Below are 24334 nucleotides of genomic sequence, written 5' to 3'. Positions count from 1 at the left end.
GCTCGGGGCGTGCCCTACATATGGATGGCTCGCTTGCCGACTGCAAGCGCAGCCTCCTTGATCGCCTCCGAGCGAGTCGGATGCGCGTGACAGGTGCGCGCGAGATCCTCCGCACTGCCGCCGAACTCCATCAAGACAGCGGCTTCGTGGATCATTTCGCCGGCTTCGCGGCCAACAATGTGCACACCGAGCACGCGATCGGTCTTCGCATCTGCGAGAATCTTCACAAAACCATCGGTGGTCTGGTTGACTTTGGAACGGCCGTTGGCGGTGAAGGGAAACTTCCCGACGGTATAAGCCACGCCGGCCTGCTTCAGTTCCTCCTCGGTCTTGCCGACGCAGGACACTTCGGGCGTGGTATACACGACGCCCGGGATAACATCGTAATTCACGTGACCGGCCTGCCCCGCGATGATCTCCGCAACCGCAACGCCTTCATCCTCGGCCTTGTGCGCGAGCATCGGGCCCGCGACGACGTCGCCGATGGCATAGACGCCCTTCAGGCTGGTGGCGAAATGGGGATCGATCTGCACGCGGCCGCGATTGTCGAGCGCAACGCCGGCTTCCTTCAGACCGAGGCCATCCGTGTAAGGCACGCGGCCGATGCAGACGAGAACGACGTCGGCTTCGAGCGATTCAGCCGCGCCGCCCGCGGCGGGCTCGATCGTCGCCTTCAGCGCCTTGCCGGCCGTGTCGACGCCCGTGACCTTGGCGCCGAGCTTGAACGCAAATCCCTGCTTCTCCAGGATGCGCTGGAACTGCTTGGCGATCTCGCCGTCCATGCCGGGCAGGATGCGGTCCAAAAATTCGACCACGACGACTTCGGCGCCGAGACGATGCCAGACCGAGCCGAGCTCGAGGCCGATCACGCCGGCGCCGACGATCAGCAGCTTGCCGGGGACCTTGTCCAGCGACAGCGCGCCGGTCGACGAGACGATGCGCTTCTCGTCGATCTCGATGCCCTTCAGCCGCGCTATGTCGGAGCCGGTGGCGATCACGATGCTCTTGGTCTCGACCAGCTGCGACTTGCCGTCAGCGGAGACTTCGACCTTGCCGGTGCCGAGAATCTTGCCGGTGCCCTTGAGCACGTCGATCTTGTTCTTCTTCATCAGGAACTCGACGCCCTTGACGTTGCCGTCGATGCCCTGCTGCTTGAAGTTCATCATCGCCGGAAGCTCGAGCTTCGGCGCCGAGACCGACACGCCCATCTTGGCGAAGGAATGCGCGGCTTCCTCGAACATTTCGGAGGCGTGCAGCAGCGCCTTCGAGGGCATGCAGCCGACATTGAGGCAGGTGCCGCCGAGCGTGGCGTTCTTTTCGACCACGGCGACTTTCATGCCGAGCTGCGCGGCGCGCACCGCGCAGACATAACCGCCCGGTCCGGTGCCGATGACGACGAGATCGTAGATAGCCATGAGAGGAAGTCCCGTGAGTTTAGCGTGAATGGATGTGTCAGCGTCCGCCGGACACATCGAGAATGGCGGAGGTGACGTAGGAAGCCTCGTCCGACATCAGCCAGACGATGGCGTTGGCGATTTCCTCCGCGGTGCCGACGCGCTTCATCGGCACCATATGGGCCAGACGATGGGCGCGGTCGGGCTCGCCGCCGGCGGCGTGGATTTCAGTGTCGATCAGTCCCGGGCGGATGCCCGCGACGCGAATGCCCTCGCCTGCAACCTCATAGCCGAGGCCGATAGTGAAGGAATCGATCGCGCCCTTGGATGCCGCGTAATCGACATAGGTGTTCGGCGCACCGAGCCTGGCAGCCACCGATGACAGATTGACGATGACGCCGCCGTTTCCGCCATGTTTCGTAGACATCCGCTTCACAGCTTCGCGCGCGCAGAGGATGGAGCCGGTGACGTTGACCGCCATCACGCGCTGGATGCGCTCGGCCGACATCTCGTCGACACGCACGCCGCTCGTCCCGACGATACCGCCATTGTTGACGAGCACGCCGAGTGTGCCGAACTGATCGGCGGCCTTGAACAGTTCGAGGATATCGCTTTCCTCGGCGACATCGCACTTCACCGCAATGGCCTTGCCGTTGCTGGCCGCGATCTGGGCAACCACCTCGTCAGCGGCCGCTTTGTTGCTGGCATAGCCGACCACGACGCGGAAACCGCGCGCGGCCGCCGCAATCGCGGTCGCCCGCCCGATGCCGCGGCTGCCGCCGGTGATGATCGCAACCTTATCCGTCACGCGCGCCTCCATGGTTCGACACGCGCCGTCGCACGATAAGGCGACGGCGCTCGCAGAGCATCAGGGATCAGAGATCGAGCACCAGGCGCGCCGGATCTTCCAGGCTCTCCTTGACGCGGACCAGGAAGGTGACAGCTTCCTTGCCGTCGATTACGCGGTGATCGTAGGACAGCGCCAGATACATCATCGGGCGGACCTCGATCTTGCCGCCGACGACCATCGGCCGCTCCTGGATCTTGTGCATGCCCAGAATACCGGACTGCGGCGCGTTCAGGATCGGCGTCGACATCAGCGAGCCGTAAATGCCGCCATTGGTGATGGTGAAGGTGCCGCCCTGCATCTCGTCGATCTTGAGCTGGCCGTCACGGGCACGACGGCCGAAATCGGCGATGCCCTTCTCGATGTCGGCGATCGACTTGTTATCGCAGTCGCGCACCACGGGCACGACGAGACCCTTGTCGGTGCCGACGGCGACGCCGATGTGGTAATAGTTCTTGTAGATCAAATCGGTGCCGTCGATCTCGGCGTTGACGGCCGGGATGTCCTTCAGGGCCTGCACGACGGCCTTGGTGAAGAAGCCCATGAAGCCGAGCTTCGAGCCGTGCTTCTTCTCGAACGCGTCCTTGTAGTGGGCACGCAGCGCCATGACGTTGGTCATATCGACCTCGTTAAAGGTCGTGAGCATGGCGGCGGTGTTCTGCACGTCCTTGAGGCGGCGCGCGATGGTCTGGCGCAGGCGGGTCATCTTGACGCGCTCTTCGCGGGCGGCGTCATCGGCCGGCGAGGGGCTGCGCATCTGCACGGCGGCGGCGGGCTGGTTGACCGGGGTCGGCGCGGAGGCCGCACGCTCGATCGCGGCGAGCATGTCGCCCTTGGTGACGCGGCCGTCCTTGCCCGAACCCGGAACGGTCGAGGCGTCGATGCCGGTCTCGGCGGAGAGCTTGCGCACGGACGGTGCCTGCGGCGCATCGGCCGGCGGCGCCTTCGCGGCCGGAGCCGGCGCGGCAGCGGCGGCGACGGGCGCGGCGGCAGCGGCGGGCTTGGCGGGAGCCGCGGCCGGCTTGGCGGCGCCTGCGGCCCCTTCCGTGATCTGGCCGAGCAGCGCACCGACGGCAACGGTTACGCCATCGGCCGCGACGATCTCGCTCAGCGTGCCGGCGGAGGGCGCGGGGACTTCGATGGTGACCTTGTCGGTCTCGAGCTCCACCAAGGGCTCATCGACGGCGACGGGATCGCCGGCCTTCTTGAACCAGCGGCCGATGGTGGCCTCGGTGACGGATTCGCCGAGCGTCGGCACACGAATTTCAGTCATGGTCTTTTCCTTAAGGAGATCGCCAATGCGGTCGTGAATTTTTTGGGTGTCATCGCCCGCCTTCGCGCTTGCGCACTGAGGCGGGCGATCCAGTACGCCGTGACGGTCGCGATAACGACGGGCGGCGCGGAATACTGGATGCCCCGCCTTCGCGGGGCATGACGACATCTGAAAAACTTCTCAGCTCAGTGCTTCGTCCAGGAACGCCTTCAGCTGCGCCTGATGCTTCGACATCAGACCAGTGGCCGTCGCGGCGGAAGCGGCGCGGCCGACATAACGCGGACGCCGGCTCACACCGTTCACCTGGTTGAGCACCCATTCCAGATAGGGCTCGATGAAGTGCCAGGCACCCATGTTACGGGGCTCTTCCTGGCACCAGATCATCTCGGCCTTCTTGAAACGCGACAGCTCGGCAACCAAGGCCTTCAGCGGCACCGGATAGAGCTGCTCGACGCGCATCAGGTAGATGTCGTCGATGCCGCGCTTCTCGCGCTCCTCGTAAAGGTCGTAATAGACCTTGCCGGAGCAGAGCACGATCCGGCGGATCTTCTCGTCAGGAACGAGCTTGACCGCCTCGCCCGGCAACATCTGGGCGTCATCATAGAGGATGCGGTGGAAGGTCGTGCCCTTCGCAAGCTCCTCGAGAGCCGACACCGCCCGCTTGTGACGCAGCAGCGACTTCGGCGTCATCACAATCAGCGGCTTGCGGATCTCGCGATGGAGCTGGCGACGCAGCACGTGGAAGTAATTCGCCGGCGTGGTCGGATAGACGACCTGCATGTTGTCTTCCGCGCACATCTGGAGATAACGCTCCAGACGTGCCGAGGAGTGCTCCGGTCCCTGGCCTTCATAGCCGTGCGGGAGGAGGCAGACGAGGCCGGACATGCGCAGCCATTTGCGCTCACCCGAGGAGATGAACTGGTCGAACACGACCTGCGCGCCGTTGGCGAAGTCGCCGAACTGCGCTTCCCACAGGGTCAACGTGTTCGGCTCGGCGAGCGAATAACCGTATTCGAAGCCGAGCACGGCTTCTTCCGACAGCAGCGAGTTGATGACCTCGTAATGGCCCTGCTCGTGGCCGAGATGATTGAACGGCGTGTAGCGGCTCTCGTCTTCCTGGTCGATCAGGACCGAGTGGCGCTGCGAGAAGGTGCCGCGTTCGGAATCCTGTCCGGACAGGCGGACATGGTGATTCTCGTTGAGCAGCGTGCAGAACGCCAGTGCCTCGCCGGTCGCCCAATCGATGCCGACGCCGGTGTCGAGCGCCTTGGCGCGGTTTTCGAGGAAGCGCTGGATGGTGCGGTGGACGCGGAAACCATCCGGCACCTTGGTGATCTTGCGACCGATGTCCTTCAGTTCGGCGATGTCGACGCCGGTGACGCCGCGCCGCGCATCTTCTTCCTGATCGGCGATCTTGAAGCCGGCCCATTTGCCGTCGAGCCAGTCAGCCTTGTTGGGCTTGTAGCCGGAGCCGGCTTCGAGCTCGGCATCGAGCCGCGCGCGCCAGTCCGCCTTGGCCTTCTCGACCTCACCCTCGGTCAGCACGCCTTCGCTGATGAGGCGGCGGGAGTAGAGCTCGAGCGTCGACGGATGGGCCGCGATCTTCTTGTACATCACCGGCTGGGTGAAAGCCGGCTCGTCGCCCTCGTTATGGCCATGTCTGCGGTAGCAGAACATGTCGATGACGACCGGCTTGTGGAATTTCTGCCGGAACTCGGTCGCGACCTTGGCCGCGAACACCACGGCTTCCGGATCGTCGCCGTTGACGTGGAAGATCGGCGCGTCGATCATCTTCGCCACGTCAGACGGGTAAGGCGAGGAACGCGAGTAGCGCGGATAGGTGGTGAAGCCGATCTGGTTGTTGACGATGAAGTGCACGGAGCCGCCGGTGCGGTAGCCCTTCAGGTCCGACAGGCCGAAGCATTCCGCGACCACGCCCTGGCCGGCGAACGCGGCGTCGCCGTGCATCAAGAGCGGCAGCACCGAGATGCGCATATCCGGAGGATCGCCGTGCTGGTCCTGCTTGGCGCGGACCTTGCCGAGCACGACGGGATCGACAATCTCGAGGTGCGACGGATTTGCGGTCAGCGACAGATGGATGCGGTTGCCGTCGAACTCGCGATCCGAGGACGCACCAAGGTGATACTTGACGTCGCCGGAGCCTTCGACCGCGTCCGGGTTGGCCGAGCCGCCCTTGAACTCGTGAAACAGCGCGCGGTGGGCCTTGCCCATCACCTGGGTCAGCACGTTGAGGCGGCCGCGATGCGGCATGCCCAGCACGACCTCCTTCACGCCGAGATTGCCACCGCGCTTGATGATCTGCTCGAGCGCGGGGATCAGTGATTCGGCGCCGTCCAGGCCGAAGCGCTTGGTGCCGGTGAACTTGGTGTCGCAGAATTTCTCGAAACCTTCGGCTTCGACCAGCTTCATCAGGATCGCGCGACGGCCTTCGCGGGTGAACGAGATTTCCTTGTCCGGTCCCTCGATGCGCTCCTGGATCCACGCCTTCTGCGCCGCATTGGTGATATGCATGAACTCGACGCCGAGCGTCTGGCAGTAGGTGCGCTCACAGATGGCGGTGATCTCGCGCAAGCTGCCGTATTCGAGGCCGAGCACGTGATCGAGGAAGATTTTGCGGTCAAAATCGGCTTCGCTGAAGCCGTAGGTGCGCGGGTCGAGCTCTTCGCGGTTGCGCGGCGCTTCGATGCCGAGCGGATCGAGCTTGGCGTGGAAGTGGCCACGCATGCGGTAAGAGCGGATCAGCATCAGCGCGCGGACGGAATCGCGCGTGGCCTGGAGCAGGTCGGCGGAGGAGTGGCCGCCGCCCTTATCGCCGCCCTTGGCCTGCGCCTTGGCAGCGATCTTGGCACCGACCGTCTTCTCGACTTCCGCCCAATTGCCATCGAGGGCGGAGGTCAGGTCGTCCTGCGGGGTCAGCGGCCAGTTGGCGCGCGCCCAGGAGGGGCCTTCGGCGTTCTTGCTGATATCGCCGGGCTGGTCGTTCAGGCTCTTGAAGAACTCCTGCCATTCGGCGTCGACCGAGGACGGGTCCTTCTCGTAGCGGGCGTAGATTTCGTCGATGTAGGTGGCGTTGGTGCCCTGCAAAAAGGAGGAGAGGGCAAAGGCTGCGTTCGCGTCTTGGCGAGACATACTTGAGTTCCTGGCGATTTCGGTTCGCGCATAACAAACGGCGCTGGCGTTGGGCTCCCCGGCAGAGGCCCAGCGCAGGCACCATTTATCCTATTTGCTGCGAAACTTCGCCCGGAAAAGTACGAAGGAGTGAATTAGCCTTTCAACTTTTCGGCAAGCGTGTGCCCAAGGCGGGCGGGAGACGGCGATACTGTAATTCCAGCCGATTTCATCGCGTCGGTCTTGGAACCTGCGTCGCCCTTGCCGCCCGAGATGATCGCGCCGGCGTGGCCCATGCGGCGGCCGGGAGGCGCGGTCACGCCGGCAATGAAGCCGACCATCGGCTTCTTGCGGCCGCGCTTGGCCTCGTCCTTGAGGAACTGGGCGGCGTCTTCCTCGGCGGAACCGCCGATCTCGCCGATCATGATAATCGATTCGGTCTCGGGGTCGCCGAGCAGCATCTCAAGGACATCGATGAACTCGGTTCCCTTGACCGGGTCACCGCCGATGCCGACTGCGGTGGTCTGGCCAAGGCCTTCCTGTGAGGTCTGGAACACGGCTTCATAGGTCAGCGTCCCCGAGCGGGAGACGATGCCGACGCTGCCGGTCTTGAAGATGTTGGCCGGCATGATGCCGATCTTGCACTCGCCGGCGGTCATGACGCCCGGGCAGTTCGGCCCGATCAGGCGCGACTTGGAGCCGGCCAGCGAGCGCTTCACCCGCACCATGTCGATGACCGGGATACCTTCCGTGATGCAGACGATCAGCGGGATCTCGGCGTCGATGGCTTCGCAGATCGCATCGGCCGCGCCCGGCGGCGGCACGTAGATCACCGAGGCATCGGCGCCAGTCTTCTCACGCGCCTCGCGCACGGTGTCGAACACCGGCAGGCCCAGATGGGTCGCGCCGCCTTTGCCCGGCGAGGTGCCGCCGACCATCTTGGTGCCGTAGGCAATCGCGGCCTCCGAGTGGAAGGTGCCGTTCTTGCCGGTAAAGCCCTGGCAGATGACCTTGGTGTTCTTGTCGATCAGGATGGACATGAGGTCTGCTTTCGCGAAACTAACGAGTGAGAGGTCAGTGGATGCGGCGGTAGACGCCGGTGAGCACGTCAGCCCAGCCTTCCGCGTCCGGCGAGAACTGGATCTTCAACGAGTAGGAATCGTCGTCTATGATTTCGTAGACGTGGCGCGCATTGCCGCGGAGCGAGCCGCGCACCAGCGTCAGGGTCTTGCCGACCCACGCGCCGGAGGCGGGCGAGGGCGGCGTGTAGCCGAGCGAATCGTACCAGAACAATTTGTAGGTCCGGTCGTCGCGGTCGAAGGTGAAGATACCGTGGGTGGCGAAGCTCTGCTTGCCGTCGCGCGTCTGGACCGAGTCCTGGATCAGATAGAAGCCGTTGAGATCCATGTGGGCCACGACATGAGAGGTGGCGGGCCCGCCCTCCATCCAGCGCGACGGGAAGACCACCTCTTCGCCATTCCATTCGCCGGCGAACGCGGCGAGACGCGCATGCTCTGCAAGAGGAGATGATGCGGCGAGATGGTCCTGGGTCATGGCCTCAGCCTCCCTTGACGGCCTTCACGATCTTCTGCGCGGCGTCATCGAGATTGTCCGCCGGCACCACGTTCAGGCCGGACTCACGGATGATCTTCTTGCCCAATTCGACATTGGTGCCTTCGAGGCGGACCACCAGCGGCACGCTGAGGCCGACCTCGCGCACGGCGGCCGTGACGCCCTCGGCGATCACGTCGCACTTCATGATGCCACCGAAGATGTTGACCAGGATCCCCTTCACGTTGGGATCCGCGGTGATGATCTTGAAGGCCGCCGCGACCTTCTCCTTGCTGGCGCTGCCGCCGACGTCGAGGAAGTTCGCCGGCGCCATGCCGTAGAGCTTGATGATGTCCATCGTCGCCATGGCGAGACCGGCGCCGTTGACCATGCAGCCGATATTGCCGTCGAGGGTGACGTAGTTGAGGTCGTGTTTCGACGCCTCGATTTCCTTGGCGTCTTCCTCGGTCTCGTCGCGTAGCGCGAGCACTTCGGGATGCCGGAACAGCGCGTTGTCGTCGAACGAGACCTTGGCGTCGAGCACGCGGAGCTGGCCCTGCTTGGTCACGACCAGCGGGTTGATCTCCAGCATCGACATGTCCTTGGCGACGAAGGCGGCGTAGAGCTGCGCGGTGAGCTTCTCGGCCTGCTTGGCAAGATCGCCGGACAACTTCAGCGCGTTGGCGACGGTGCGGCCGTGATGGCCCATGATGCCGGTGGCGGGATCGACCGAGAAGGTGACGATCTTCTCAGGGCTGTTGTGCGCGACGTCCTCGATGTTGACGCCGCCTTCGGTCGACACCACGAACGAGACGCGCGAGGTCTCGCGGTCGACGAGGATCGAGAGATAGAACTCCTTGTCGATGTCGGAGCCGTCCTCGATGTAGAGGCGGTTGACCTGCTTGCCGGCAGGGCCGGTCTGGATCGTCACGAGCGTGGCCCCGAGCATTTGCTTGGCGAACTCGGAGACCTCGGCGGCCGACTTGGCGATGCGGACGCCGCCCTTGTCACCGGCGGAGGCTTCCTTGAACTTGCCCTTGCCGCGGCCGCCGGCATGGATCTGGCTCTTCACCACCCAGACTGGCCCCGGCAGCGCCTTGGCGGCGGCTTCCGCGTCCGTCGGCTTCAGGACGGGGACGCCCTTGGAGATCGCGACGCCGAACTCGTTCAGCAGCGCTTTGGCCTGATATTCATGGATATTCATATGGTCGCTCCCTGAACCCGCGGGCGGTGACCTCTCAGGCCCACCTCAGTCTTGTGGCTGGCATACCATATACCACAGGGACTGCAACCCGGATTCTTTGACATCGAGATCTCTGGACGGCCGAACCGGACGCCCGCCAAGCCTTCAACAAGAGTTGCAGCCGGGCTCCGGAAGTGAAACCGCCGAAGACCGGTTTCGGGCTTCGGCGGGGATTTTTGCGCTTAGCGACCGAGCAGGTCGGGCGCGATCTTCCTGCAGGCGTCGACCAGGCCCTGCACCGCGCCGACCGACTTGTCGAACGCCTCGCGGTCCTTGCCCGCGAGCTCGATCTCGACGACGCGCTCGACGCCCTTGGCGCCGATTACGACGGGCACGCCGACATACATGTCCTTCACGCCGTATTCGCCGTTCAGGTACGCGGCTGAGGGCAGCACGCGCTTCTTGTCGCGCAGATAGCTCTCGGCCATCGCGATCGCGGAGGCGGCCGGGGCGTAGAAGGCCGAGCCGGTCTTGAGCAGGTTGACGATCTCGGCGCCGCCATTGCGGGTGCGGTCGACGATCTCGTCGAGGCGCGCCTGCGAGGTCCAGCCCATCTTGACGAGATCGGGCAGCGGAATGCCGGCGACGGTGGAGTACTTCACCAGCGGCACCATGGTGTCGCCATGGCCGCCGAGCACGAAGGCGGTGACGTCTTCGACGGAGACGTTGAACTCGTCGGCCAGGAAGTAGCGGAAGCGCGACGAATCCAGCACGCCGGCCATGCCGACGACCTTCTTGTGCGGCAGGCCCGAGGCCTTCTGCAGCGCCCAAACCATCGCGTCGAGCGGGTTGGTGATGCAGATGACGAAAGCGTCCGGGGCGTATTTCTTGATGCCGGCGCCGACCTGCTCCATGACCTTGAGGTTGATGGAGAGGAGGTCGTCGCGGCTCATGCCGGGCTTGCGCGGCACGCCGGCGGTGACGATGCAGACCTTGGCGTTGTCGAGCGCCTCGTAGGAATTGGCGCCGGTGTAGTGTGCGTCAAAACCGTCGACCGGCGAAGACTGCGCGATGTCGAGCGCCTTGCCCTGCGGCACGCCCTCGGCGATGTCGAACATCACCACGTCGCCCAGTTCTTTCAGGCCGATGAGATGAGCCAACGTTCCGCCGATCTGACCGGAGCCAATCAAAGCAATCTTGTCGCGCGCCATGTGAACCTGTCCTTTAGACACGTAAGGAGGGGAAAACTGAGTGGGTGGTTATCCCTTTCGCCTCCCCCGTTCAAGTCGCCGGATGCCCAATTGTCGGGCTTGCCGGGATCGCAGCCAGCACACCCCGTCCGTCATTCCGGGATGCGCCGACAGGCGCAGGCCCGGAATCCATCGGACTGCAGAGTTGGTGGCACGATGGATTCCGGGCTCGCGCCTCGCGCGCCCCGGAATGACGCCGGCGAGAGCGGATAAAATAGGACTTAAGTCTCCACCAGGCCCTTGGTGGAGCCGCTGGCGGTGGAATCCTTGCGGCCGTGAGGCAGCGCCAGATAGGATTCCGAACTCATTTCGATCAGGCGCGACGCCGTCCGCTTGAACTCGTTGGCCTCGTTGCCCTCGTTGGCGAGGTAGAGCGAGATCGGGTTGGCATCGGCCGAAGCCATCAGCTTCACGGCATTGTCATAGAGCGTATCGATCAGCGTGATGAAACGCTTGGCGGCGTTCCGCTGGGAGAAGTCCATCACTGGAATATGGTCGACCAGGATGGTGTGATAGTCGTGCGCCAGCCTGAGGTAGTCGGATGCGCCGAGCGGCTTCTCGCAGAGATCGGCGAACGCAAACCGCGCCACGCCATGAGCCGAGCACGGCACGTGCAGGATGCGGCCCTTGATCGAAATATCGCGCGACTTGCATTTGGCGCCGCCGGTCATCTTCGACCAGGCGCGGTCGAGCGCGGCATCCGCGTCGCTGTCCGCCGGCGTCAGCCACATCGGCACGCCCTGGAGCTTTTCCAGACGGAAATCGGTGCGCGCATCGAGCCGCAGCACGTCCATGTGGTCGGTGATCTGCTTGATGAAGGGCAGGAACAGCGAACGGTTCAAGCCGCCCTTGTAGAGGTCGTCGGGCGCGACGTTGGAGGTCGCGACCACCACGGTGCCGAGCTCGAACAATTTGGCGAACAGGCGGCCGAGGATCATCGCGTCCGCAATGTCGGTGACGTGGAATTCGTCGAAGCAGAGCAGCCAGCTCTCCTCGAAGATCGCGTTCGCAGTCAGCGCGATGACGTCGCCATCGGCGATCTCGCCGCGCGCGATGTTCTGGCGATAGCCATAGATGCGCTCATGCACCTCGGCCATGAATTCGTGGAAATGCGCACGACGCTTGTGCTCGACGGTACTGTGCTGGAAGAACAGATCCATCAGCATGGTCTTGCCGCGGCCGACTTCGCCATGGATGTAGAGCCCGCGCGGCGCCTCGTCCTTGTCGCTGCTGAACAGGCGGCTGAGCAGGCCCTGCTTGCGCGACGGCTTGTAATTGGCGAGCCGGTGGTCGAGTGCCGCATAGGCTTCGGCGATTTCGGCCTGCGCAGCATCGGGCTCGATCGCGCCGGACGCGATCTCGGCCTGATACGCCTCGCGGAATGGGGAACTGGGAGTCGAGAGCATCGCTCTTTACCGCCAGAGACGGGCGCAAATTGCAAGCCGAGAATTGGTGCTGGGGGTATGCGGTTTTTTTCTCCCTCTCCCCGTTCTTACGGGGAGAGGGTGGGGTGAGGGGCCGTCTCCGCGATCACGGTGGCAGTTGGACTCGCTGAGAGTCCCCCTCACCCGAAATTCAAGCTGCGCTCGAATTTCGACCTCTCCCCGCAAGCGGGGCGAGGTAAGAAATCACGGACACAACTCGTAGGCGTCCTCGACCACATACGGGCCGCCGCCGGTGGACGCACGCGACGAGAACAGCACGAAACGTTCGGCCACGAAGGCCTTGCTCGGGAAGTAGCCGCGCAGCGAGAGATAGTCGGCGACGTCGCGGTCGGAGGCGTCGTGCAGACGGGCCAGCGTGACATGCGGGATGAACTTGCGTCCCTCAGGGTCGAGCCCGATCCGCTGCATCATCCGTTCGAGCTCGGCCTGCAATTCGATCAGCGGCTTGCTCGGTGCGATCGTCGCGACCACGGCCCGAGGCTTGCGGCCGCCAAAACTCGTGAGCCCCTGCACCTTCACCTCGAAAGGTTTGCGGTTCACGCGAAACAGCATCGAGGCGATCTCGTTGGCGGAGATGCCATCGATGTCGCCAATGAAGCGTAGCGTGACGTGATAATTTTCGGGATCGATCCAGCGGGCGCCGGGAAGGCCGCCCCTCAAGTTGGAAAGCGTCTGGCCGACCTCGGCCGGGATTTCCAGACCAGTGAACAAACGCGGCATCGTTTCGCACTCCCGATGCTTGGGCATGATCCCTGCGAGGGACCATATCCAAATTTTAGAGCCGGCGACGAATCACCGGTAACCTGATTCCTATCGCAGTTGTGTGACTCTGCGAAGCGCGACCCGTGAACGTCCGGGATAACACTCACAGATAGTGTTAGCGCTGCCTGATTTTCAACGCCGTTGCTCAGCTATGGTGCCAAGAAATGCCTCCACTGTAGGCATGATGTTGCCGACGATGATGTCGACACCGGCCGCAGTCGGATGAATGCCGTCGGCCTGGTTGAGCTTGGCATCCGCTGCAACACCGTCGAGGAAGAACGGATAGAGCGGCACGTCGAATTTTTTCGACAGATCCGGATAAATCGAATTGAAGCGCGCCGCGTAATCGGCGCCGTAGTTCGGCGGCGCCAGCATGCCGCACAGCATCACCGCGATCTTGCGGGCCTTGAGCCGCGCGACGATGTCGCTCAGCGCGGTGCGCGTCAGGTCGGGATCGATGCCGCGCAGCGCGTCGTTGGCACCGAGCTCGATGATCACACCGTCGGTTCCGTCCGGGACCGACCAGTCGAGCCGGTCACGGCCGCCCGAAGCGGTGTCGCCGGACACGCCAGCATTGGTCATGTCTACCGCTATACCTTTGGCCTGCAAGGCTTTTTGAAGCTTTGTGGGGAATGCTTCCTGGCCCGGGAGGCCGAGGCCGGCGCTCAGGGAATCGCCGAGAACGACAAGCTTGGCCGGTTTTGTCGCTTCAGCCCATGCCGGTTTGACGACCGTCATCAAAGCGAACATCAACACGGCTATGTGCATGAACAATCCGTAACGCCTCTCGACCGCGCCTGCGGAGTTGCCATATGACCGGACCATGGACACTCGCATCGAATCCTCTTCGCTCGCCGGCGCCGCGCCGGACACCATCGCCATCTCCAACGTCAATCTGTCATTGGGTACGGGCGCGGCACGCGTTCACATCCTCAAGGATATCAGCCTGCGGGTCGCCTCGGGCGAGGCCATTGGTCTGATCGGCCCGTCAGGCTCGGGCAAATCCACGCTGCTGATGGTGATGGCGGGGTTGGAGCGTCCTGACAGCGGAGAGGTGGTGGTGAACGGCACGCCTTTCAATGCCCTCGACGAGGATGCGCTGGCCCGCTTCCGCGGCCGCCATGTCGGCATCGTCTTCCAGTCCTTTCACCTGATCCCGACCATGACGGCGATCGAGAACGTCGCCGTGCCGCTCGAGCTCGCCGGCAACCCGGACGCCGCAAAACGCGCGGCGCAGGAGCTGCAATCGGTCGGGCTCGGCGATCGCCTGCATCACTATCCGGCGCAGCTGTCCGGCGGCGAGCAGCAGCGCGTCGCGCTGGCGCGCGCGCTGGCGCCCGATCCCGCCATCCTCGTCGCGGACGAGCCGACCGGCAATCTCGACGAGACGACGGGAAAACAGATCGTGGACCTGCTGTTCGGCAAGCATGCCGAGCGCGGCATGACGCTGGTGCTGGTCACGCACGATTCCTCGCTCGCGCATCGCTGCGATCGCGTGATCCGGCTGCGCTCCGGGCGCATCGACACCCAGTCTGCGCCGGCATGAGCGTTGCGGCTGAACCGTTCGCGAGGCCCAACGGCGTCGCGCTATCACTGCGCTACGCACTCCGCGAAATGCGCGGAGGCCTGCGCGGCTTCTACGTCTTCATCGCCTGCATCGCGCTCGGCGTGATGGCCATTGCCGGCGTCGGCTCGGTCTCGGCGAGCCTGAGGGACGGTCTTGCCCGCGAAGGCCGCACGCTGCTCGGCGGCGACGTCTCCTTCGTGCTGTTCCAGCGCGAGGCGAAGCCCGAGGAGGTTGCCTTCCTGCGCTCGCGCGGCACCGTCTCGACCGCCGCGACCCTGCGCGGCATGGCGCGCTCGGCCGACGGCCAGTTGGCGCTGGTCGAGATGAAGGCGGTCGACGACACCTATCCGATGCTGGGCCAGCTGACGCTGGCGCCGCCGCTGCCGAAGTCCGATCTGCTGGCGATGCGCGACGGCGCGTATGGTGCGGCCGCCGATCCGACGCTGCTGGCGCGGCTCTCGCTCAAGACCGGTGATCGCGTCACCATCGGGAGCGCAACGTTCCAGATCCGTAGCACCGTCGATGCCGAGCCCGACAAGCTCGCCGGCGGCATCGGTTTCGGGCCGCGCTTCCTGATCAGCGAGGCGGGCCTGCGCGCCACCGGCCTGATCCAGCCCGGCAGCCTGGTGCGCTGGGTCTACCGGGTGAAGCTGCCTGATACCGGCAACAGCGAGCGCGCCACCGACGCCTTCATCGCGGACGCGCGCAACGCCGCACCGCAGGCCGGCTGGGAGGTCCGCAGCCGCTCCAATGCCTCGCCGCAGCTCGAGCGCAACATCAACCGCTTCACGCAATTCCTGACGCTGGTCGGCCTCGCCGCGCTGCTGGTCGGCGGCGTCGGCGTTGCCAATGCCGTCAAGAGCCATATCGACCGTCGGCTCGAGGTCATCGCGGCCTTCAAGGCCGTTGGCGCCACCGGCCGCGACGTCTTCGGCATCTACCTGGCGCAGGTCCTTCTGCTGGCGGGAATCGGCTCGGTGATCGGCCTTGCGCTCGGCGCCGCCATGCCTTTCGCCATCGTCGGCCTGTTCGGCAAACTGCTGCCGCTGCCGGTGGTGCCGGCCGTGCATGCCGGCGAGCTCGCACTGTCCTTCGTCTATGGCCTCTTGACCGCACTGGCCTTCGGCCTGTGGCCGCTCGGGCGAGTGCATGACGTGCCGGTGGCGGCCCTGTTCCGCGACACCATCAGCAACGAATGGCACCGGCCGCGCTGGCGCTATCTCGCCTTGATGGGCGTTGTTGTCGCCCTGCTTGTCGCCGTCGTGATCGGGTTATCGTTCGACAAGCGCATCGCCGCGGTGTTCGTGCTCTCCTCCGTCGTCGTGTTCGTGCTTCTCCGCGGCGTCGCCGTCCTGCTGATGACGATCGCGCGCCGGCTGCCGCGCACGCGGCTGCCGATGCTGCGCCTTGCGATCGCCAACATCCACCGGCCGGGCGCGCTGACGCCCTCGGTCGTGCTGTCGCTGGGGCTCGGGCTCGCGGTGCTCGTCACCATCACCCAGATCGACGGCAATCTGCGCCGGCAGTTCCTTGCGGCCCTCCCTGATCACGCGCCGTCGTTTTTCTTCATCGACATCCCGAGCACGCAGGCCGAGCAGTTCGACCGCTATCTGCGCCGGATCGCGCCGGGCGCAAAGGTCGAGGACGTTCCGATGCTGCGCGGGCGCATCGTTGCCGCGCGCGGGGTGCGTGCCGAGGACCTCAAGCCCAGCACTGATTCGGAATGGGTGCTGCAAAGCGACCGCGGCCTGACCTATACCGGTGAGCTGCCAAAGGGCTCCAAGGTGGTCGAGGGCGAGTGGTGGAGCGCCGACTATTCCGGCCCGCCGCTGGTCTCGATGGAGAAGAAGATCGCCGAGGGGCTCGGCCTGAAGCTCAGCGACGAGGTGGTGGTCAACGTGCTCGGCCGCGACATCCCGGCCAAGATCGGCAATCTGCGCACCATCGACTGGCAGGGCCTCGGCATCAATTTCGTCCTCGTGTTCTCGCCCAACGCCTTTAAGGGCGCGCCGCACACCCATATCGCGACACTCACTGAGGCCGGCGGCAATGCTGCCGGCGACGGCAAGATCATCAAAGAGGTCGCCGACGCCTACCCGATGGTGACGAGCGTGCGGGTGCGCGAGGTGATGGAGACGGTCGGCTCGGTCGTGACCAATCTGGCGCTCGCGATCCGCGGCGCCAGCGCGGTGACCCTGATCTCGGCAATCCTGGTGCTGGGCGGCGCGCTTGCCGCCGGCCACCGCCACCGGGTCTACGATGCGGTCATCCTCAAGACCCTCGGCGCGACCCGGCTGAGGCTGCTCGGCGCCTATGCCCTCGAATACCTCCTGATCGGACTTGCCACCGCGGTGTTCGGCGTGATCGCCGGCAGCGTCGCGGCCTGGATGATCGTGACCCGAGTGATGACGCTCACTTTCGTCTGGCAGGCCGGCAGCGCGGCCGGCGTGGTCGCGGCTGCCCTGGTCGTCACGGTCGGACTCGGGCTCGCCGGGACGCTGCTGGCGTTGAACAAAAAGCCCGCCACGGTGTTGCGGAATTTGTGACAAAATGTAGCGGGTGGCCTTGCGGGAGCAAAATCGCACGATTCCGTCGATTAACCACGTCCGCTCGTCAGGATTGTGAGCGAGGGCGACATTCAGCCGCGCGTGGACCGTTGCAGCGAATGTGTTAGTTTCCCACATATCGAATGGGTTCGGAGCCCCGATTGTGAGCCAAATTTAATGTCGGCACACACCGGTATCCGAGATAGAATTTGACGAACCGGCGGCATGGCGACCCTCATGCCGGACCGGGCTAACCAACGGGAATTCGACCATGTCGGACCTAGACCGTAACTACGCTTCTCCTTTCGGCAGGGCCGCCGGGCGTGTTGACGCCGCGACGGTCGACGCCGGCCTGCGCGCCTACATGCTGCGCATTTACAACTACATGAGCATCGGCCTGGCCATCACCGGCCTCGCCGCGCTCGGCGTCTACATGGCCGCCGTGACGGACGTTCCGACCCCGGAAGCCGTCCAGGTCGGCAAGCTGTTCCTGACGCCGTTCGGCTACGCGATGTTCGTCAGCCCCCTGAAGTGGCTGTTCATGCTCGCGCCGCTCGCGATGGTGTTCGTGATCTCGGCGGGCATCAACCGTCTGGCCCCCTCGACAGCGCAGATCCTGTTCTGGGTGTTCGCGGCGCTGATGGGCATCTCGCTGTCCTCGATCTTCCTGGTGTTCACGCACACCTCGATCGTGCGGGTGTTCTTCATCACGGCGGCCACGTTCGGTGCGCTCAGCCTCTACGGCTACACCACCAAACGTGACATGACCGGAATGGGCTCGTTCCTGTTCATGGGCCTGATCGGCATCGTCATCGCGAGCTTGGTCAACCTGTTCCTGGCGAGCTCGGTGCTCCAGTTCGTCGTCTCCGTGGTCGGCGTGCTGGTGTTCGCGGGCCTTACCGCCTGGGATACGCAGCGGCTGAAGAACGACTACATCTACGGCTACGCCTCGGCCGGCGGTGACATCGCAGAGCGTGCGGCCATCACCGGCGCGCTGTCGCTGTACCTGAACTTTATCAACCTGTTCACGCTGCTCCTGCAGCTCCTCGGCCAGCGCGACTAAGCGCCAGACCTGAGAGAACGGACACGAACCCCGGCCGCAAGGCCGGGGTTTTTGTTTGGGCCCTCTGCCTCCCCGCGTCATTGCGAGGAGCCCCTGCGATAAAGCAATCCAGAGTCCCTCCGCAGATGCATTTCTGGATTGCTTCGCGATGTGGAGACGCCGTTCGCCTCTTCCAGGCGCGGCGGGAACGCTCTAATCTCGTCGCCATGTCCGCACCCGAAATCAGGCCCGCGACCGAGGCCGACCTTCCCGCCATCACCGCCATCTATCAGCAGGCCGTCCGCGAGGGCACCGCGACGTTCGAGCTGGAACCGCCGGATCTGGCCGAGATGACGCGCCGCTATCGCGCGCTGATCGACGGCGGCTATCCCTATTTCGTCGCCATGCTCGACGGGCGCGTCGCCGGCTATGCCTATGCCGGCGCCTACCGGCCGCGGCCGGCCTATCGCTTCACGGTCGAGAACTCGATCTATCTCGACCCAGGCTTCCATCGCCGCGGCATCGGCTTATTGCTGCTGGAGCGGCTGATCATCGAATGCGAGGCACGCGGCTTCCGGCAGATGATCGCAGTCATCGGCGATTCCGCCAATGCCGGTTCGATCGGCGTGCACAAGCGCGGCGGCTTCAAGATGATCGGCACGCATCCGAGCGTCGGGCTGAAATTCGGCCGCTGGCTCGACACGGTGATGATGCAGCGCGACCTCGGCGAGGGCGCGAGCACGGTGCCAAAATAAGCGCAGCGTGCCCACCATGCTGCGGCGATCTCGGAAAGGTGGTGGGCACGGCGCGTTGCGCCTTTGCCTACCCTACGGCGCCATTCGCGAGGCTACACCACCGCCAGCTTGCGATCGATCACCAGCAGCACGCGTTCGAGCTCGTGGCCGCGGCGCAGGATCAGGCCGGTCGCCGAGATCACGCTGTACATGCCCTGCTTGCGCGCGAGGCGCGGATCCTTCTCGATCCGATAGATCGGCACCTCCGAGGCGCGGCGAAAGATCGAGAACACGGCGCGGTCCTTCAGGAAGTCGATGGCATAGTCGCGCCACTCGCCGTCGGCGACCATGCGGCCGTAGAGATTGAGGATGCGATGCAGCTCGAGCCGATTGAACGTCACCCGGTTCGGTTGGGCGTTCGCAGCGGCGGGGTACGCCACTGCGCGCTGCCCGCTGGGATCGGCATCCTCCGACATCACACCCATGGAGCGGCTCCTGTCGCGTCAGCATGATCGCGCCCGCGAAGACCGTCCCCGGAACCGCGGATCATGACAGTTGCATGATTGCGCCAACCGTTCCCCATCGCAAGAGGCTCCTCACCCCAATCCATCGAACCGGCTGCAAATCGGCCCACACCCAACGATGGAACTCGTGGCAAACCGTCACGGGATCGTTAGAAATAATCATAGTGTCGCCGCTTTTCCGCCAAGCGCCTGCCGCCCTGCATTGCGAAAAGACTTGTGTGCGTTGACCCGGTCCTTTCGGTTCCGGATTCCTCAGCCCCCAGCCCCCCGGGGTCGTCAGGATCGGGTCTGTATGCACAACAAGGAGGGCCAACGCGAGTTGGTCCTTTTTTGTTTGTATCGGGATGTTTCTGCCCGTTGCATTCCGGGGCGCGCGAAAGCGCGAGCCCGGACTCCATCAAATCCGATTTTCCAAGATGAAAAGTGGATTCCGGGTTCGCGCCAAGAGGCGCGCCGCGGAATGACAAGGTACGGATTTCGGAAGACGATCTGCGCGCGCTTCAGTGCAGCGACGTGTACGCCGCGCCGAGCATCGGCCCCGGCTTCTCGCGGCTGCCATCCTGCACATAGACCACCGCGCCGTCGACGCCGTCGCGCGTGAGGTTCTCAACCGGCACCGTCCAGCTTTCGGCACGTCCGTTCCAGTCGCCGACCTTGAGCAGATTGCGCACGACGTTGTGATAGGTGACCTGCTGCCCGCGATTTTCGCCGCGGCTGATTGCGATCGGCACCGACTTCGCGACCGAGCAGATCCAGACCTCGCCGTGCGAGGCCGCAGACTCCTTGCTCGCCGCCACCGAGACGTTGATCTGCTTGCCCGAGAGCGACATAGACACGGGCACGCTCATCACGGCGGAGCCCTTTTCGGTCTTGCCGATTGCGCTCTCGATGCCGGCCCGATCGCTGCCGATGACATGCGTGGAGCCGTTGACCACGACTTGCGGCGTATAGACCTCGCGATCGCCGCGCATGCGCGAATAGGCACGCTGCCGTGCAGAGAAGCGCGAGTCCGCCAACGTGTCCTTCCAGCCGAGATAATCCCAATAATCGATCGGCATGCTCAGCGCGATGATCGAGGGATCGCTGGAGAGATCGCCGATGATCTTGTCGGCAGGCGGGCAGGACGAACAGCCTTGCGAGGTGAAGAGCTCGACCACGGCGCGAGGATCAGCCTCGGCAGGACGGATCACGGCGACGATCGCACAGAGACCAAGCGCTCCCGACCAGAAGGGACCGGACCAACGCGAAACCAGATGAGAAGCCGTCATTGCTGTCATGTCGAGCGCCGCACACCATTGCTTGTGAGAACGAAATCTTACCGCTGGATGGTCACCGTAGTCTTACGGGCGCAGCACATTCAAAGGTCCAAGCAACCGTCCAGAGCGAGGTATTTCGCCGGGCGGGCCCGTCTGAAGCTGCCGCAAACGCGCAAAGGCGGCCTTGTGATAGGCCGCCTTCGTTTAACCTTCTACTCACTTCGCAGTGAGCCACCGTTCACAAATCCGCGCTTACGCCGCGAGCTTGCGCAGCACGTAGTGCAGGATACCGCCGTTGCGATAGTATTCGAGCTCGTCCAGCGTATCGATCCGGCAGAGCAGCGAAACGCGCTGCAACGAACCGTCGCCGGAGACGATCTCCGCGATCAGCTTCTGACGCGGCTTCAGGTCGCCGACGAGACCACGCAGCGTGACCTTCTCGTCGCCCTTCAGGCCCAGCGACGACCACGAGGTGCCTTCCTCGAAGGTCAGCGGCAGCACGCCCATGCCGACCAGGTTGGAGCGGTGGATGCGCTCGAAGCTCTGGCAGATCACGGCGCGCACGCCGAGCAGACGGGTACCCTTCGCAGCCCAGTCGCGCGAGGAGCCGTTGCCATATTCGGCGCCGGCGAACACCACCAGCGGCACCTTCTCTTCCTGATACTTCATCGCGGCGTCGTAGATCGACATCTGCTCACCGTCGGGCCAGTGCTTTGTCAGGCCGCCTTCAGGGATGTTTCCATCCGCGCCCTTGAGCATGAAGTTCTTGATGCGGATGTTGGCGAAGGTGCCACGCATCATGACTTCATGGTTGCCGCGTCGCGTGCCGTACTGGTTGAAGTCGGCGGGGCGCACCTGGTGCTCGCTGAGATATTTTCCGGCGGGCGAGGTGAGCTTGATCGAACCGGCCGGCGAGATGTGGTCGGTGGTGATCTTGTCGCCGAATATGGCAAGGATGCGCGCCTCGACGATGTCGGTGACCGGCTCCGGCTCCTTCTTCATACCGTCGAAATAGGGCGGGTTCTGCACATAGGTCGAGCTCATGTTCCAGCGATAGGTCTCGCTCTCGACGGTCTTGATCTTGCGCCAGTTGGTGTCGCCCTTGAACACGTCGGCATACTTCTTCTTGAAGATCGCCGCGGTCACGAACTTCTTCATGAAGGCGTTGATCTCCTTGGTCGTCGGCCAGATGTCCTTCAGGTACACCGGCTTGCCGTCCTTGCCCTCGCCGAGCGGCTCGGTGGCCAGGTTCTTGGTGACGCTGCCCGCGAGCGCGTGGGCAACGACCAGCGGCGGCGAGGCCAGATAGTTCGCCTGCACGTCCGGCGAGACACGGCCTTCGAAGTTGCGGTTGCCGGAGAGCACGGCGGCCGCGACGATGCCGTTGTCGTTGATCGACTTCGAAATCTCCTCAGGCAGCGGACCGGAATTGCCGATGCAGGTGGTGCAGCCGAAGCCGACCAGGTTGAAGCCGACCTTGTCGAGATCGGCCTGGAGACCGGAATCGGCGAGATAGCCCGCGACTACCTGGCTGCCCGGGGCGAGCGAGGTCTTCACCCACGGTTTTGCCTTGAGGCCCTTGGCGGCAGCGTTACGGGCCAGCAGGCCGGCGCCAATCAAGACGCTCGGGTTCGAGGTGTTGGTGCAGGAGGTGATGGCGGCGATCACGACGTCGCCATGCCCGATGTCGAAGTTCTTGCCGTCGACGGCAAAGCGCTTCGCCGGCTCTTCGACCTTCTTGTACTCGGTGGCGAGCGCGAGCGAAAAGCCTTCGGCGACCGATGGCAGCGCGATGCGGCCTTCGGGGCGCTTCGGGCCGGCCATCGAGGGAACGACGTCGGCGAGGTCGAGCGTCAGCGTTTCCGTGAACACCGGATCGGCCGACTTGGCGGTGCGGAACAGGCCCTGCGCCTTGGCGTAGGCCTGCACCAGCGCGACGCGCGCCGAAGCGCGGCCGGAGGTCTTGAGGTAGTCGAGCGCAGCGGCATCGACCGGGAAGAAGCCGCAGGTCGCACCGTATTCGGGGGCCATGTTGGCGATCGTCGCCTTGTCCGCGACGGAGAGGTGGTCGAGGCCGGGGCCGAAGAACTCGACGAACTTGCCGACCACGCCGAGCTTGCGCAGCATCTGCGTGACGGTGAGCACGAGGTCCGTCGCGGTGACGCCTTCCTTCATCGCGCCCTTCAGCTTGAAGCCGACGACGTTGGGCAGCAGCATCGACAGCGGCTGGCCGAGCATGCAGGCTTCGGCCTCGATGCCGCCGACGCCCCAGCCGAGCACGGCGAGACCGTTGACCATGGTGGTGTGGGAGTCGGTGCCGACGAGCGAGTCGGGATAGGCGACCTCGAAGGTGCCGGTCTTCTTGCCGACCGTCATCTTCTCCTTCTTGGTCCAGACTGTCTGGGAGAGATATTCGAGATTGACCTGATGGCAGATGCCGGTGCCGGGCGGCACCACGGAGAAGTTCGAGAACGCCTTCTGGCCCCACTTCAGGAACTCGTAGCGCTCCTGGTTCTGCTTGTATTCCTCGGTGACGTTCTTGCCGAAGGCCTTGTTGTCGCCGAAGAAGTTCACGATCACGGAATGGTCAATGACGAGATCGACCGGAACCAGCGGGTTGATCTTCTCGGCATCGCCGCCGAGCTTCTGCATCGCGTTGCGCATCGCGGCGAGATCCACGACGGCCGGCACGCCGGTAAAATCCTGCATCAGCACGCGGGCCGGGCGGAATGCGATCTCATGCTCCAGCGACTTCTTGCGCAGCCACTTCGACACCGCGACGATGTCTTCCTTCTTGACCGAGCGGCCGTCCTCGTTGCGCAGCAGGTTCTCGAGCAGGACCTTCATCGAATAGGGGAGTTTCGAAATTCCCTTCAGACCATTCTTCTCGGCCGTGGGCAGGCTGTAATAGACATAGGTCTTGGCGCCGACCTTGAGGGTCTTTTTGCATTTGAAGCTGTCGAGCGAGGTCATGAAAGGAAATCCCAATTGTTAGTTATACCCGGCAAGGGGTATTTTAACACCGTCAGCGAATCCGGCTGGGTCGCTTGCAGGGGCAGGTTAAGTTGCTGCATCAAGTAGTTCCGGGCTTATAGAAGCTTTCTAACCGCGCCGCCACAGCCACAATCGTCCGCAGCAATTCGCGAGCCAAAAATTCCCATGCGCTACCCCAAGTTTTCCTGAGGCCTGGCTTTGAGCGGGTCGATACGAGGCAAGATGCAGCTGTCCGGACACGGGGTCATTTGCGTGCGGGGCGGCCGTGAGGTGTTCGCCGGGCTCGATTTCGAGGCGGTCTCCGGCGAAGCCGTGGCGGTCGTCGGCCGCAACGGCTCGGGCAAGACCTCGCTGCTGCGGCTGATCGCGGGCCTGCTCATTCCGGCCGGCGGGACAATCGCGCTCGCCGGCGGCGATGCCGAGCTGACGCTGCCCGAGCAGAGCCACTATCTCGGCCATCGCGACGCCCTGAAGCCGGCGCTGAGCGTGGCGGAAAATCTGGCGTTCTGGGCTGATTTTCTGGGCGGCGAGCGCCGTGACGTCACTGAGAGCCTCGCCATTGTCGGGCTCGACCATGCCACCCATTTGCCCGCCGGCTTCCTGTCCGCCGGCCAGCGCCGCCGGCTGTCGCTGGCCCGCCTGCTGACCGTGCGCCGCCCGGTCTGGCTGCTGGACGAGCCGACCACGGCGCTGGACGTGGCCGGCCAAGACATGTTCGAAGGCCTGATGCGCGACCACTTGGCGCGCGGCGGTCTGATCGTCGCCGCCACCCACACCCCGCTCGGCCTCGAATCGCGGGAGCTGCGGATCGGGGGGACGGCATGATTCCGACAGACC

Annotated in this window: 19 protein-coding genes; 5 read left to right on the top strand and 14 right to left on the bottom strand. The window is 64.3% G+C overall.

The features are described 5' to 3' along the window. Positions 1 to 14: 14 nt before the first annotated feature. The 11 genes from lpdA to IVA80_RS29180 all read right to left on the bottom strand — a co-directional run bounded on the left by lpdA (position 15) and on the right by IVA80_RS29180 (position 13602). Complete coding sequence (gene lpdA / locus IVA80_RS29230; RefSeq protein ID WP_247438079.1) at positions 15 to 1415, bottom strand: dihydrolipoyl dehydrogenase; 1401 nt, start codon at positions 1413 to 1415, stop codon at positions 15 to 17. Between the two features lie 37 nt (positions 1416 to 1452). After that, positions 1453 to 2214 (bottom strand): SDR family oxidoreductase, encoded by a 762-nt coding sequence (locus IVA80_RS29225; protein WP_247438077.1) that lies wholly within the window; start codon positions 2212 to 2214, stop codon positions 1453 to 1455. 55 nt (positions 2215 to 2269) lie between these two features. Further along, positions 2270 to 3514, bottom strand: coding sequence for a 2-oxoglutarate dehydrogenase complex dihydrolipoyllysine-residue succinyltransferase (gene odhB / locus IVA80_RS29220; RefSeq protein ID WP_247438075.1), 1245 nt, complete (start codon positions 3512 to 3514; stop codon positions 2270 to 2272). A gap of 180 nt (positions 3515 to 3694) precedes the next feature. Next, positions 3695 to 6664 (bottom strand): 2-oxoglutarate dehydrogenase E1 component, encoded by a 2970-nt coding sequence (locus IVA80_RS29215; RefSeq protein ID WP_247438073.1) that lies wholly within the window; start codon positions 6662 to 6664, stop codon positions 3695 to 3697. 134 nt (positions 6665 to 6798) lie between these two features. Further along, positions 6799 to 7683, bottom strand: a complete 885-nt coding sequence (sucD, locus tag IVA80_RS29210) for a succinate--CoA ligase subunit alpha (RefSeq protein WP_247438071.1) — start codon at positions 7681 to 7683, stop codon at positions 6799 to 6801. A gap of 34 nt (positions 7684 to 7717) precedes the next feature. Further along, entirely contained in the window at positions 7718 to 8197 is a 480-nt protein-coding gene (locus IVA80_RS29205) for a DUF1579 domain-containing protein (RefSeq protein WP_247438069.1), read from the bottom strand. A 4-nt stretch (positions 8198 to 8201) separates the two neighbouring features. Beyond that, positions 8202 to 9398 (bottom strand): ADP-forming succinate--CoA ligase subunit beta, encoded by a 1197-nt coding sequence (sucC, locus tag IVA80_RS29200; protein ID WP_247438068.1) that lies wholly within the window; start codon positions 9396 to 9398, stop codon positions 8202 to 8204. Between the two features lie 221 nt (positions 9399 to 9619). Then, complete coding sequence (mdh, locus tag IVA80_RS29195) at positions 9620 to 10588, bottom strand: malate dehydrogenase (protein WP_247438066.1); 969 nt, start codon at positions 10586 to 10588, stop codon at positions 9620 to 9622. Positions 10589 to 10848: 260 nt separating this feature from the next. Beyond that, positions 10849 to 12033, bottom strand: a complete 1185-nt coding sequence (gene zapE, locus IVA80_RS29190; protein WP_247438064.1) for a cell division protein ZapE — start codon at positions 12031 to 12033, stop codon at positions 10849 to 10851. A gap of 222 nt (positions 12034 to 12255) precedes the next feature. Further along, complete coding sequence (gene thpR, locus IVA80_RS29185; protein WP_247438063.1) at positions 12256 to 12792, bottom strand: RNA 2',3'-cyclic phosphodiesterase; 537 nt, start codon at positions 12790 to 12792, stop codon at positions 12256 to 12258. Positions 12793 to 12966: 174 nt separating this feature from the next. Beyond that, positions 12967 to 13602, bottom strand: coding sequence for an arylesterase (locus IVA80_RS29180; protein ID WP_247438062.1), 636 nt, complete (start codon positions 13600 to 13602; stop codon positions 12967 to 12969). 55 nt (positions 13603 to 13657) lie between these two features. Here IVA80_RS29180 and IVA80_RS29175 point away from each other — a divergent pair, with 55 nt between their 5' ends. The 4 genes from IVA80_RS29175 (at position 13658) to IVA80_RS29160 (ending at position 18744) form a co-directional block, all read left to right on the top strand. After that, positions 13658 to 14380: an ABC transporter ATP-binding protein gene (locus IVA80_RS29175; RefSeq protein ID WP_247438061.1), complete on the top strand. Its 723-nt coding sequence runs from the start codon at positions 13658 to 13660 to the stop codon at positions 14378 to 14380. Beyond that, entirely contained in the window at positions 14377 to 16947 is a 2571-nt protein-coding gene (locus IVA80_RS29170) for an FtsX-like permease family protein (RefSeq protein WP_247438060.1), read from the top strand. Before IVA80_RS29175 ends, IVA80_RS29170 begins: the two co-directional genes overlap by 4 nt. A 271-nt stretch (positions 16948 to 17218) precedes the next feature. Further along, positions 17219 to 18010 (top strand): Bax inhibitor-1/YccA family protein, encoded by a 792-nt coding sequence (locus IVA80_RS29165; RefSeq protein ID WP_247438059.1) that lies wholly within the window; start codon positions 17219 to 17221, stop codon positions 18008 to 18010. A gap of 125 nt (positions 18011 to 18135) precedes the next feature. Further along, a complete protein-coding gene (locus tag IVA80_RS29160; protein WP_256467543.1) occupies positions 18136 to 18744 on the top strand; it encodes a GNAT family N-acetyltransferase in 609 nt (202 codons plus the stop codon). 92 nt (positions 18745 to 18836) lie between these two features. Here IVA80_RS29160 and IVA80_RS29155 read toward each other — a convergent pair whose 3' ends face one another. The 3 genes from IVA80_RS29155 to acnA all read right to left on the bottom strand — a co-directional run bounded on the left by IVA80_RS29155 (position 18837) and on the right by acnA (position 23476). Then, the gene (locus tag IVA80_RS29155) at positions 18837 to 19208 is read right to left on the bottom strand and encodes a DUF2794 domain-containing protein (protein ID WP_247438057.1); all 372 of its coding nucleotides are present in this window, start codon (positions 19206 to 19208) and stop codon (positions 18837 to 18839) included. Between the two features lie 539 nt (positions 19209 to 19747). Continuing rightward, complete coding sequence (locus IVA80_RS29150) at positions 19748 to 20524, bottom strand: DUF1223 domain-containing protein (RefSeq protein ID WP_247438056.1); 777 nt, start codon at positions 20522 to 20524, stop codon at positions 19748 to 19750. A 231-nt stretch (positions 20525 to 20755) separates the two neighbouring features. Continuing rightward, positions 20756 to 23476, bottom strand: a complete 2721-nt coding sequence (acnA, locus tag IVA80_RS29145) for an aconitate hydratase AcnA (RefSeq protein WP_247438055.1) — start codon at positions 23474 to 23476, stop codon at positions 20756 to 20758. Between the two features lie 243 nt (positions 23477 to 23719). Here acnA and ccmA point away from each other — a divergent pair, with 243 nt between their 5' ends. Next, positions 23720 to 24322: a heme ABC exporter ATP-binding protein CcmA gene (gene ccmA / locus IVA80_RS29140; protein WP_247438053.1), complete on the top strand. Its 603-nt coding sequence runs from the start codon at positions 23720 to 23722 to the stop codon at positions 24320 to 24322. Positions 24323 to 24334 lie beyond the last annotated feature (12 nt).

The sequence above is a fragment of the Bradyrhizobium sp. 139 genome (genome assembly GCF_023074175.1).
In the GTDB taxonomy this organism is placed as follows: Bacteria; Pseudomonadota; Alphaproteobacteria; order Rhizobiales; family Xanthobacteraceae; genus Bradyrhizobium.
This window is presented reverse-complemented; position numbering and strand designations above follow the sequence as displayed.

Coding starts and splice junctions, on each gene's coding strand:
- lpdA (WP_247438079.1), bottom strand. CDS start 1,415: ATGGCTATCTACGATCTCGTCGTCATCGGCACCGGACCGGGCGGTTAT.
- IVA80_RS29225 (WP_247438077.1), bottom strand. CDS start 2,214: ATGGAGGCGCGCGTGACGGATAAGGTTGCGATCATCACCGGCGGCAGC.
- odhB (WP_247438075.1), bottom strand. CDS start 3,514: ATGACTGAAATTCGTGTGCCGACGCTCGGCGAATCCGTCACCGAGGCC.
- IVA80_RS29215 (WP_247438073.1), bottom strand. CDS start 6,664: ATGTCTCGCCAAGACGCGAACGCAGCCTTTGCCCTCTCCTCCTTTTTG.
- sucD (WP_247438071.1), bottom strand. CDS start 7,683: ATGTCCATCCTGATCGACAAGAACACCAAGGTCATCTGCCAGGGCTTT.
- IVA80_RS29205 (WP_247438069.1), bottom strand. CDS start 8,197: ATGACCCAGGACCATCTCGCCGCATCATCTCCTCTTGCAGAGCATGCG.
- sucC (WP_247438068.1), bottom strand. CDS start 9,398: ATGAATATCCATGAATATCAGGCCAAAGCGCTGCTGAACGAGTTCGGC.
- mdh (WP_247438066.1), bottom strand. CDS start 10,588: ATGGCGCGCGACAAGATTGCTTTGATTGGCTCCGGTCAGATCGGCGGA.
- zapE (WP_247438064.1), bottom strand. CDS start 12,033: ATGCTCTCGACTCCCAGTTCCCCATTCCGCGAGGCGTATCAGGCCGAG.
- thpR (WP_247438063.1), bottom strand. CDS start 12,792: ATGCCGCGTTTGTTCACTGGTCTGGAAATCCCGGCCGAGGTCGGCCAG.
- IVA80_RS29180 (WP_247438062.1), bottom strand. CDS start 13,602: ATGCACATAGCCGTGTTGATGTTCGCTTTGATGACGGTCGTCAAACCG.
- IVA80_RS29175 (WP_247438061.1), top strand. CDS start 13,658: ATGGACACTCGCATCGAATCCTCTTCGCTCGCCGGCGCCGCGCCGGAC.
- IVA80_RS29170 (WP_247438060.1), top strand. CDS start 14,377: ATGAGCGTTGCGGCTGAACCGTTCGCGAGGCCCAACGGCGTCGCGCTA.
- IVA80_RS29165 (WP_247438059.1), top strand. CDS start 17,219: ATGTCGGACCTAGACCGTAACTACGCTTCTCCTTTCGGCAGGGCCGCC.
- IVA80_RS29160 (WP_256467543.1), top strand. CDS start 18,136: ATGCATTTCTGGATTGCTTCGCGATGTGGAGACGCCGTTCGCCTCTTC.
- IVA80_RS29155 (WP_247438057.1), bottom strand. CDS start 19,208: ATGGGTGTGATGTCGGAGGATGCCGATCCCAGCGGGCAGCGCGCAGTG.
- IVA80_RS29150 (WP_247438056.1), bottom strand. CDS start 20,524: ATGACAGCAATGACGGCTTCTCATCTGGTTTCGCGTTGGTCCGGTCCC.
- acnA (WP_247438055.1), bottom strand. CDS start 23,476: ATGACCTCGCTCGACAGCTTCAAATGCAAAAAGACCCTCAAGGTCGGC.
- ccmA (WP_247438053.1), top strand. CDS start 23,720: ATGCAGCTGTCCGGACACGGGGTCATTTGCGTGCGGGGCGGCCGTGAG.